At 33.8% G+C, this 9,865-nt stretch carries 13 protein-coding genes; 10 read left to right on the forward strand and 3 right to left on the reverse strand.

The features are described 5' to 3' along the window. The coding region (locus tag FEZ08_RS12350) for a hypothetical protein (protein ID WP_206750551.1) at positions 1–247 on the forward strand (247 nt) is incomplete at its 5' end. A 54-nt stretch (positions 248–301) separates the two neighbouring features. Here the strand turns inward: FEZ08_RS12350 and FEZ08_RS11990 are convergent. After that, positions 302–679 carry a hypothetical protein gene (locus FEZ08_RS11990; RefSeq protein WP_138192732.1) on the reverse strand — a complete coding sequence of 126 codons (378 nt, stop codon included), beginning with the start codon at positions 677–679 and terminating at the stop codon, positions 302–304. A 2-nt stretch (positions 680–681) separates the two neighbouring features. Continuing rightward, on the reverse strand, positions 682–1,497 hold the full coding sequence (locus tag FEZ08_RS11995) for a ParA family protein (RefSeq protein ID WP_138192734.1): 816 nt from the start codon (positions 1,495–1,497) through the stop codon (positions 682–684). A 1,100-nt stretch (positions 1,498–2,597) separates the two neighbouring features. On the opposite strand from FEZ08_RS11995, the gene FEZ08_RS12000 reads away from it, so the two are divergent. Continuing rightward, positions 2,598–3,470 carry a hypothetical protein gene (locus tag FEZ08_RS12000; protein WP_138192736.1) on the forward strand — a complete coding sequence of 291 codons (873 nt, stop codon included), beginning with the start codon at positions 2,598–2,600 and terminating at the stop codon, positions 3,468–3,470. A 65-nt stretch (positions 3,471–3,535) separates the two neighbouring features. Then, positions 3,536–4,492: a helix-turn-helix domain-containing protein gene (locus FEZ08_RS12005; protein WP_138192738.1), complete on the forward strand. Its 957-nt coding sequence runs from the start codon at positions 3,536–3,538 to the stop codon at positions 4,490–4,492. A gap of 312 nt (positions 4,493–4,804) precedes the next feature. On the opposite strand, the gene FEZ08_RS12010 is transcribed toward FEZ08_RS12005, so the two are convergent. Next, positions 4,805–5,110 carry a helix-turn-helix domain-containing protein gene (locus FEZ08_RS12010; protein WP_138192740.1) on the reverse strand — a complete coding sequence of 102 codons (306 nt, stop codon included), beginning with the start codon at positions 5,108–5,110 and terminating at the stop codon, positions 4,805–4,807. A gap of 1,208 nt (positions 5,111–6,318) precedes the next feature. Between FEZ08_RS12010 and FEZ08_RS12015 the strand changes: the two genes are divergently transcribed. From FEZ08_RS12015 to FEZ08_RS12045, 7 genes are all read left to right on the forward strand, one after another. Beyond that, the gene (locus FEZ08_RS12015) at positions 6,319–6,564 is read left to right on the forward strand and encodes a hypothetical protein (RefSeq protein WP_138192742.1); all 246 of its coding nucleotides are present in this window, start codon (positions 6,319–6,321) and stop codon (positions 6,562–6,564) included. 3 nt (positions 6,565–6,567) lie between these two features. Further along, positions 6,568–6,948 carry a YopX family protein gene (locus FEZ08_RS12020; protein ID WP_138192744.1) on the forward strand — a complete coding sequence of 127 codons (381 nt, stop codon included), beginning with the start codon at positions 6,568–6,570 and terminating at the stop codon, positions 6,946–6,948. Further along, positions 6,948–7,151: a hypothetical protein gene (locus FEZ08_RS12025; protein ID WP_138192746.1), complete on the forward strand. Its 204-nt coding sequence runs from the start codon at positions 6,948–6,950 to the stop codon at positions 7,149–7,151. Before FEZ08_RS12020 ends, FEZ08_RS12025 begins: the two co-directional genes overlap by 1 nt. 2 nt (positions 7,152–7,153) lie before the next feature. Continuing rightward, a complete protein-coding gene (locus tag FEZ08_RS12030) occupies positions 7,154–7,750 on the forward strand; it encodes a hypothetical protein (RefSeq protein ID WP_138192748.1) in 597 nt (198 codons plus the stop codon). Beyond that, positions 7,750–8,019, forward strand: a complete 270-nt coding sequence (locus tag FEZ08_RS12035) for a hypothetical protein (protein WP_138192750.1) — start codon at positions 7,750–7,752, stop codon at positions 8,017–8,019. Before FEZ08_RS12030 ends, FEZ08_RS12035 begins: the two co-directional genes overlap by 1 nt. A 554-nt stretch (positions 8,020–8,573) precedes the next feature. Then, positions 8,574–9,410: a hypothetical protein gene (locus tag FEZ08_RS12040; RefSeq protein ID WP_138192752.1), complete on the forward strand. Its 837-nt coding sequence runs from the start codon at positions 8,574–8,576 to the stop codon at positions 9,408–9,410. 21 nt (positions 9,411–9,431) lie between these two features. Continuing rightward, positions 9,432–9,797 (forward strand): hypothetical protein, encoded by a 366-nt coding sequence (locus FEZ08_RS12045; RefSeq protein ID WP_171015080.1) that lies wholly within the window; start codon positions 9,432–9,434, stop codon positions 9,795–9,797. The last annotated feature ends 68 nt before the right edge of the window (positions 9,798–9,865 follow it).

A 9,865-nucleotide genomic window follows, 5' to 3' on the forward strand; every position in this document is an offset into this window, starting at 1 on the left:
TTGTATACTTGTTTTGGGACATAAATTTTCTTCCTTTCGATATTGTGAAATTTGTCCAAGTTTCGTGGGGCTGACCATATTTGGTCAGACTGCAGTCTTTAATGAATTAGTGAACAAAAAAAGACAGCATTATGATACTGTCTTTTCATCTTTTTGGTACTTATTGGTATTAAGATATGTAAATAAGCCATTTTTAGCCGTTTCTAGCGCTGTTCCATTGTTGTGTGCGGAATTATTGCTAACATAGTATAAATAACGCTTAAAACAAAGAAAAACGCCATAATATGACGTTTGTATAGTGTTATTTAATGTCTTTTGTGGCAGTGACAGCATTTTTAACTAGTTTCTGTTGTGGTGGAGATAAAGTTTCTACATATAAATCTACCATATTTGAGATAACTTCGTATATTTTTATATCCTCCACCATCGATATTGTTGAGATAGCAACATGATCTGCTAATGAAATCCGTATAGACTTAGGCAAATCGTTAGATTTACTTGTTGTCTTTCTACGAATTATCTGCTTTTCTTTTGGTGTTTCCCGTTGAATTATTGGTTCATCAGGAAATGAACGTTGGTCTGAAGCAACTTGCGTTGGTTCAATACTAACAGAACGTTCGGTACGATTTTGACGTGTAAAGCCAGGTCTTTGTTTATTTGTGTTTTCAATATCACTCATTGTTAAGCCTCCTCATTAAACATTTCGATTCGTTGTAGCAATTCGACTGCAACATCGTTATAAACTTTATGGACCCGTTTATCGTGAATATCACTGCTTAGTTCAGTGATACCTGTTCTATCGAAACGTTTTAATCGAGCCATTTGTTTAATTGTACTTTCGAACAGGTTTACTTCATTAAATATTTCTCGTGCATCCTGTAACACATCTTGATCTAATTCATTGCCGTTTTGTACTAACACTGGCAAAATACCAACAATATCTAAGTTCAGATTATAATCTTCTGCCAATGTCTGTATATGTGAAATGAATGTTTCTGCACCATTTAATGCACGCTCTTGTGTTTGCAATATAACAATAACAAAATTACTTGCAGTAAGTGCACTGTCAGTATACTTATTCAATTGTGGTGGAACATCGATAAATATAAAATCATAATTATCAGAAATCTTATTTAATTGTTTAGAGAAATAGGTATCTTTTTCAAAATCGCTGTCAAAATTATCATAAAGAAATGCTTCATAGGTTTGTAAATCAGAATAGCTAGGTAAAAGGTCTAAGTTTGGCATTACATTAATTAAAGCGCTCTCTATATCCCCACTCTTTAGCGCAACTGCTAAAGTAGTTTCAAAAACTGGCGTAACATCAAAAACTTTAGCCATAGTATTCATAAGTAGTTTTGTTGCATCTGATTGAGGATCAAAATCAACTAGTAAAATCTTTTTGCCCATTTTAGCAAGCGTATAAGCTAACATAACACAATTAGTTGTTTTACCAACCCCACCTTTAAAGTTTCCTGTTGAAATAATTGTAGCCATAGTATCAACTCCGTTTTATAATAGTATAAAAGTATAATTTTATAATAATATAAATTTATACAACTGTCAATAGAGTTTTATAATAGTATAAAATATAAAAGTTTTATAAAACTCCTCTGACTAAAGGAAAAATGCGAAACTTATAAAATTATAAATTTATAAAAATATGAAATTATAAAAGTATACAAGTATAAAATTATAAAATGTTACAAATTATAAAATTATAAAATTATAAAAATATAATATTGAGAAAAACCTTTATATATCAATAAATATATTAATTACAAAAGTAGTTTTATAAAACTTTCGGCAAGTATAAAAGTATATATATATAAAATTATAAAATTATAAAATTATAAAATTATAAATGCACAAACTTTGATTGTTTTCCAAAACAATGTAGCAATAAAAAAATGCTTGTGTAATTAAAATATATGTGCAATAATGTATTTGAAATTAAATAGAAAAAAAGCACTTGCGCCAACAAGTACTTTTGCTTTTAGTAGTTATACTATTACAAACTTCGTAAGTTCAAAGATAGTATAGCATTTTTACCTATGGATTGCAATAGATAAATACACTAAAAGCGCTAAAATCGCAAGATTTAGGGCTTTTTTCTATTCAATAAGACATTGCTAGAGGTTTTACAAAGGTTTCACTTGAGAAAACCGACCGAAGCCACCGTTTCAATAATGCTGCAGCAACTGCAGTACTGCGTAAACTAGCGAAAGGCCCAGAGTTGAGCCGGCGCAGATTCAACCGTTGCGGATAATACAGATCGTACAGGAGAGAATACTAAGGCACAACTGTACATAAAGATCGAGAGCATGCTTATAACTAACGCAGATCCAAGGGTGTATTGCGGGGAGTTAGTTATGTCTAGGGAGTTCCCGAAAGCATGAGCGGTGGCGACACCAGTGAGTTAATGAGCTAAATAGTTCGTTGAATGACTGGTATCGCCAACGTTGCTCTCCTTATTATTTTTAAGTAAGTAATAGAGGAGAGTAACGAGCGCAAGCAAGGCACGTTACCGAAAGGGTATATTGTGTTATGGGCTCGCTGGTGTCGGCCCTCAGGCCCTGAGTAAGGAGAATGCTATAATGAAACGACTTATATTTCTAAGAGAATCAAAACATAATGAAGTGCTAGAGCGGTATAATTTTTTGACCTCAACTTGTTTAGGTTCATACGGAAGTAATTTAGCAGCTTGGAAAAATCTTCAGGAGTTTGAATACAGTCAGGTTCGGAAGAGTGTGAAGAACAATAATGTTGCTAAAGAATATTTAATCGAGTTACCTAATAGCTGGTTGGACCGGAAAGATCTATCAGCTTTATGTAATGAGTTAGTTAGTCGTATATGTCCTGGACTAGCTGTTGTAAGCTGGTTTATTCGTGATGCAGCTGTTGGTGAGACTCACAACTTACATTTAGTTATTCTATTTAGTCTACGTAGTTTTGCATCAGAGTATGCTAAGCATACTAGCAATTTTTATTTTGATACAGCCGGTCGTGTATCTAGAGTAGAAAAGCCTGGTTATACTTTACGTTATGCAAAAGGGGATTATAAGGTCGATGCAGATGGTAAGAAAATTGCTTCAGCTTCACAGTTTACAGCAAAAGACAAGAGCTATGATCATCCGGGCCGTAAATATCAGGTTAAAGCATTAATTAAGCAATTCTTTGAGGAACAAGATATGCGGGATTATTCATTGCGCCGGCAATATCACATTAAGAAGATTAGATATAGTGGGGTAGTGAATAAAAAGATGTACTATATGATAAAAGATTATGCGGCATTAGTTGCAGAATTTTATCAGGTGTATCTAGAACTGGTCAATTATTCAAAAGAAATAAAAAAAGCTGCTCGATTGATCTTGCAGCAGGTTTATAATAAGCAACAAAAAGCAAAATTGATTAAGGAGCGGATTGCTGCTGTTCGTTTTGGTTTAAATCGATTATATAATCTCATTTAACAATTAATTATATTTGATGTTAATACATAATCTTGATAAAATTATCCTACTAGGAGTGAATATAGATGAAGGAAAAGAAGAAAAAGCAAACCGGATTGTCTTTAGGCGAAGCAATCAAATATTTTAGAGAACTTAAAGGATTTAAAATGACAGATTTAGTTGCAAGGATGAACCCTCAAATTTCAACAACAACCTTACAAAATATTGAAAATGGTAATACTAAGGATCCGGCTTTCTCAAAGATTATTGATATTCTTGATATTTTGGGATTTGAACTAGAGGATTTACGCTATGCAATGTCAAATGATATTGAAACAGAAGCATTAAACTTACTCTATGAATGTCAATACTATGGTAGACAGAATGATTTTAAATCTGTACTATTAATTTTACCAAAGATAACTGAGGAGATGATTGCTAAATTATCATCAACCCAAAAACAACAATACTATATATATAAATCATATGCTTTATTTAAAGATCATAATATAAAAGAAGCGAAAAGAGTATTAACGTTTGCCCAAGCGTTTACAGCTTTAAAGGATTCTCCAATTATTACTTTTCAAGAAGCTAAAATCTACAATTATAAAGCAATGTTTGGTTTTGATGGAGCACTTGATGAGCTTAAAAGTATTGTTGAACAAGTACTTGATTCTAAATTTTTTGATAATTCAGCCGATCACTCGTTGGCAGTTTTATTATTAATAAATGCGATATGTTACTTAAATTATTTTAGCTTGAAGAGTAATTTTAAGAGTACTGGCAAATATTCTTTAGAAATATGTGATGATTTATATAAATACGCCGACAAAGGATATAAGAGGGCGCGTGAACATATGAATTTCAAATTTTTTCCAACTTTAATTACTTTTCGTAGTGTTTCAGCATACTTGCGTCAAAACAATGATATAACTGAATTGGAAGATATTAAGAGAGCACGTAGGTTGGCAAAAGATTTGGAACTTGAAGATGAAATAGATGAAATTAATGAAATACTTGATAATCTAAAAATTAGAATATAAAAAAAGCTGCAAAAAATGCAGCTTTTTTTGGCATTAACTATGCCACCATATAAATGGACTTAACCACATGTTCCCTCACCTCCATTATTAATTAAATATTATCATAAATTTTATTCGAATTTACTACAAGATTTCTTGTGTTTTTGCTAAATAAGCTTATAAAAATGGTCAAATTTATTGATTATTGGGTGATTTTATACAAGATTTCTTGTATTTAAACGGTTTTAAAGCATTTTTTGGTTGATTTTAGCACAAGAAATCTTGTATTGATTCTTCTATGTAAGTGATATACACTAAAAATACAACAAGAAATTAGTGCTTTGATTTAAGGAATTCAATATACTTTTGAACTTCAGTTACTTCTGTGCTAGACAAATCGTCTAAATTAATTATAGTTTTGGATCTGTTTTTAATATTAGTTTTTCCTAATAAGTAATCTGTGTCAATATCAAAAGCATTAGCTATTTTTAATATCGCTTCAGCAGAAGGCATACTTCCAGTCATGTATTTACCTAATGTGGATGTTGGAATTCCAACGAATTTAGCTGTCTTAGATGATGTTGGTTTAAAGTCAAAGTCGTCACAGATGTTATTAAATCTTTCGATAAATATTTTCATTTTTACCACCAATTATATTGTATATTAATATTAAGCTGAAAATTCTATTAATGTAATATAAGATACAAAATGGTTTACAAATCTCCTATAGTGGATTATAATGTATTTATATCATCCACCCACGATAAATAAGCAGGACTTTCTTCTGGTAATCGTAGGTGGATAAAAGAAGAAGGTCCTGCTTATTTAGTTATATGACTCAATCGTGTCGCATTAGTGGCGAAAAGTTGAACAAAAAGAAATGTAATATATAGACCAGGTTATTAATTCCTAAGAGGAACCCAGTGGAAACATTGGGTTACTGTTAGGTGGTAATAACCACCAATTCCAATTTAAGTGTGAGTTAGAAATAACTCAGTGGCAATGCAAAGAGCAATATAGAATCGTCTCGCAAAAGTTGATCTATATTGCCCTTGAGTGCCACAGCACAAGGCTGCATTATTTGACGCCATTAATAGTAGTAATGACATTGTTATTATACTAGAAAAGTGAAGGTGTGACAAATGAAAAAGTCTTTAAATGGAATTATTTTGTTATTTACAAGATATACCATTACATTTCTGCCTAGTAAAGTAATAAGCAAGTGCATGGGAATTGAGGCTCCTTGTTCCATGAAAAGCACAAATGGTGGTATTGACTAAAAAAGAGACCGAGTAGCAAAGAACGTCGCGATGATATGCTGAGTTATATTGTTCATGCCGAACATAGGCGGGCTCTTTATCAAAAACAAATACCAAAGTTCTGTATAATAGGCAGAACGGTTGTCTTGAAAGAGAGGCGACTAACGCGGGCAAGCATGTGAGCGCTCAGAACTCACCGAATGCGTGTCATTTACAATGAACAGACGCAGCATACACCAAAGTGTATGACCCAGACTACTTACTGGAGAATGGATTAAGTAGAGGATTCAATGATAACTAACGGCTCTTTGGCCGATCATATAATTTGCGGCAGTGATTGCTACAGTAGGGAGCGCAAGGGAACTTGCTATTCCTGCAGTGTGTATCAGAATTAGAACGGCTCAATTGGGCTGTTTTTTATTTTTCTTTCTTTTATATCAAAAGATGCTTTCCATGAACTTATTATTTTATTTTCTATCTTCCCCCCCCTTAGAAATTCAATATTCATCTCATAGTCAACTGTTTATAGTTATTAGAATCTGATACATGCTGCAGGGATAAAACCCAAAATAATGAGGAGGAAAAACGATGAGTGAGGAAACTGAAGTACAAAGAATTTTCAGCTTTAATGTATATGCTGAATTATTAACTGGTGGTTATGTTGCATTGAATTTAGCTGATATGAATGCCGAAACTATTCAGAAAGATATTACATCGGCTGAATTTGTAAGTGCATTATTTAAACTAGTTGAAAAACAAATAGAGCCACTTGATTTACATGTAAAAAAATATATTACCAAAGAAGAGTACGATAAACATGTAGAGGAGGAATAACAAATGCGTGAGATTAAGGTTAGAGCTTACATAAATGATTTGGGTAAAGTCTATGATGTTGATGAAATTGACTTTAGCGGTGAAGCAATAACTATATATATTGATGAAGTATACACTAGATATAATTTTAGACAAGTTGAGCTTTTGCAATACACAGGACTAAAGGATAAAAACGGTGTAGAGATATATGAGGGAGATATTGTTCAATTTGACAACTTAGGAGTAAACCTTATAGGAGTAATTATGTTTGATGATTTTTATAAACAAATGTACATCAAAGCTAATGATGGGCTGGATTACTATGTTGGTGGTGAACTAATCACAACAAGAGAAGTAATCGGCAATAAATTCGAAAACCCACAATTGTTGAAGGGGGAGTTGTGATGAAGAAGTATATTTCAAAATATTGTTATTTTGCAGAACTCGTAGATCGTCAGGGAACTTATTGGGGCGCGCCAGGTGAGTGCTTTGAAAGAACAACTGACTTTGAAGAAGGAGAAGTAGCTACACTAAAAAATATACAATTTAATTTTGATATTAGAATAACTAATGATATGTTAAATATTTTATTTAAGGAGGTCGTGTAGAGATGTCTTGGGATTTAGAAAAAGAAAGAGAAAAAATGATGAAAGGTGTGTGGAAAAACCATTCAGCTAAGATAGTTGAAAGTGGCCAGTTTGCAGAAATTACTTTTAATGATGACAAAAATGGGATGGCCAATGGATTACGTTTTACATTTAATGGAAGCCGGAACATGTTTGTATCTGGCGACTATCGAAGTGCAGTATATGATTTTGATTCCCCACTATCTCCAAAAAAGATACTATATAATTATCCATTGCAATCATATTTATATATGTTTGAGAAATTAGAAGCCTACCAAGGAAACAAAATGATAATTGATGAAGTGAGATTAAGAGAAGAACTTGATACAATGTCAGAGTGGAGTAGTGTTTGTGCTGATGATATAGAAGATATCATCAGCACAATTTGGCAGTGTATTCATGGAGGAAGCACATTTGATGAGTTTATTGGTGAAATTAGTGATTTGTTTGAATATGACGATTTGGAACACCTATTAAATTGTTGGATGCCTTGTCCAGATCATATTGTTTATATGATTGCATTAGAAGAGTGTAGTAGACAACTGAAAGATTACTTTAGAGAAAAGGAGAGTGCAGCATAATGAAAAAATACTACTTATTTAAGGAACCTTATTACGCATTAATTATCGCAATTAATCAACTGGAGGCAATTGCGCTCTATGAGAAATATGTTTGTGAAATAACCGATAACGAGTTAGACGTTCGCGAGATATCAGAAAGTGATGCTATTGATGAAGTTGAACGATCAGCTGAAAAGTGTCGTAAGATGGGATTGGATGAAAGTTATGTTAATTTTCCAAAGTTTGATCCAAACGTAGAGTTACTATTAATTGATGGCGACTTACTATAATAATCAGGAACGCAAGCCTTGTGGGGCTTGCTGTTTCTATAAAGTGTTGAATAAACTATTCTCCTAGTAGCACGTACTGCCGCGCATTCAACACTTTATAGGAACATGAATTCCTTTCTTGGCGGTGTTATATCATCTTGACCGCAATCAACTCAAGAAAAGGGCGCCAGGGCGCTCAAACGGCATAAACAAGAAGCAGAGGCTGAACTGCGTGCCAAAATCAGTGGACGGATCCATGGACTAGAACCGGCGAGAAAAAAGGCACACCGGTTCAACAACAGTCGCAAGGCGTATCGATGCTATATAGTAACATTGCAGGGCATGGGAGCAATGGTATAGCAGCAATAGGGAGTTCCCGAGATACGTGCCCTGGTAACGCACGTCAGCGAGTAAGTGGCATATTTATTCGTTGACGTGTGTTACCAGCGTTTAAGGACTTGCTTATTTTTTTTATTTGCAAAGAGTAGGCAAGTCCTTGCTGCAAGCAAGGCACTTGACACCGAAAGGTGTTATTGCGATACGCGCAAAAAATTGACAACAAGGAGTGAAAAATAATGAAACGATCTGTTTTTGTCCGGACCGGTAGTATTGGAAACGTACGTTCTAAGATGAGCCGACTCCGAAAGTATGCAATTGCAATGCATGAACAAAAAAAATTGTGGAAAAGATTAATAGCCTTTGAACAGAAGAAAGAAACAAAGAACCAAGGCAGATATTATTTGATTGAGTTGCCGAATGCCTGGCGTGATCGTGAAGATATAGAATATCTATGTACAACGATTACTCAGGAATTAGTTGGAGCATCTGCTGCAGCTAGTTGGTACTTAGGTGATTTTGAGAATAACTTGCATTTGACGATTGTTTTTAGTGAGCGGCATACCATAACAGGCTTTCAAAAGCATCGTAGCGACTTGTACATGAATGAGCGTGGGCATATTAGCCGCGTTGCCAAGGAAGGATTTGAGTTAAAGTATAAAAAAGATACTTATAAGCTAGATAATGAAGGCAAGCGTATACTTATTGAGGATCCATACACACCGATCAACAAATCATTGCATGAGCGATCACACATAACTCAAGTCAAAAAAGTAGTGAAAGCACTCTTTATTCGCTTTAAGATGGAATTATATGTGCTCTTTAAGAAAAACAATATTGCTCAAAAAAGATACAAAGGTATTAGAAATGAGCAGCAGTATATTGAACGTAAATTATTTTCGCAAGCAGTGCAGCATTTAAATTACCGGATCCAGGAGAGAATCAAACAAGGATTCAGTTACCAGGTTATCCGAGCTTTACAGAAACAGTTATTGAATCGATTGAAGCATGAAAAGGATGTTTTGCTGCAGCTGCGATATATTGAACAAACGTATCATCAGTTAGCAAATTGTTAGATAGAGGAGAGGATTGATAGTATGATAAAAAAACAGAGTGAACTTTTAGAATACTTGAAAGTGGTGTTATTTTTATCCATTGCTTCGATAGTTGTATTGATGGTATTATCCGGAATTGTTGTTATGTGCATTGCAGCATTTCATTTGACGAATACTATTATTGATTATTGGTGGATTAATACTGTGATTGGAGATAAAGGTCTATGGGTTTATATTTCACCCGGTTACATTAGTGCTAGTATTATTCGTCCCATACTTTGGATTTTGTTATTTAGTGTAATATTGGGAGCAATGTTCGGCGTTGTGTATATGATTGTTATGGCTGCAGAGAAATTGACGTCCAGTGATCATGCTGATGCTGTGCAAGGTGGTGGTAGAAATGATTGATTCAACTTTAAAATGGATCGGTGGGAAATCTCGGAGCCGGGATATATATACCAATATATTTCCGGAAC

The organism is Culicoidibacter larvae (assembly GCF_005771635.1).
Classification (GTDB): Bacteria; Bacillota_I; Bacilli_A; order Culicoidibacterales; family Culicoidibacteraceae; genus Culicoidibacter; species Culicoidibacter larvae.